Raw genomic sequence first — 572 nt, 5'->3', positions numbered from 1 at the left:
CATGATGCGCTTTTTCATGGTCTTACGTGTTTAAAGAGTCATTGTGCCTTTATTTTGTCATTGATTTGTTGATTCAAAGTTGGCTTCTAATCGTGCGGATTTCAATAACTATCCGTTATAGCTTACTCGTTTCGGGAATAGTTTATTCCATCTGGTTATAAAGCCGNAACCGAATCATAATGTTTTGCCAGACAATGATATAGCACAAGCTCATAGGCCCGCTGCTTTGACGGAAATAACCGGTTTACCAGCATATGGATCAGGCTGGACAATATATTGTTAAACTGCCCGGGCATCGACACGTGAGCAGTAGCTAATGCTTGTAGCAGCGTTTCCTGCTCTTGCATATAGGCTTGTAACTCCGGTATTGACAGAAAATTATCGTTCATGGCTTGTGCCAGCAATGGCCGGTAGGTCCGGTATTTATCATTGAGCTGATGGCGTAATGCCGCTTCGCCGCCGAACTCATTAAAAAATTGCTCCTTTAGTTGTTTCATTATGTGCAGATTGTCCTCTATAGACAAGCCGGCGCCGGTCAGCAGTGTATCGATTTTGCGGATGGCAAAGGCTAC

The 572-nt window shown here is 43.8% G+C and carries 1 protein-coding gene; it reads right to left on the bottom strand.

The genetic code is table 11. The features are described 5' to 3' along the window. Nucleotides 1-155: 155 nt before the first annotated feature. Nucleotides 156-560 carry a thiopeptide-type bacteriocin biosynthesis protein gene (locus tag BLX24_RS31060; protein ID WP_083422284.1) on the bottom strand — a complete coding sequence of 135 codons (405 nt, stop codon included), beginning with the start codon at nucleotides 558-560 and terminating at the stop codon, nucleotides 156-158. Nucleotides 561-572: the final 12 nt, after the last annotated feature.

This window comes from Arsenicibacter rosenii, from assembly GCF_001870735.1.
Lineage (GTDB): Bacteria > Bacteroidota > Bacteroidia > Cytophagales > Spirosomataceae > Arsenicibacter > Arsenicibacter rosenii.
Note: the sequence above shows the minus strand (reverse complement) of the source record. Positions and strands in the feature narration are given on the sequence as shown.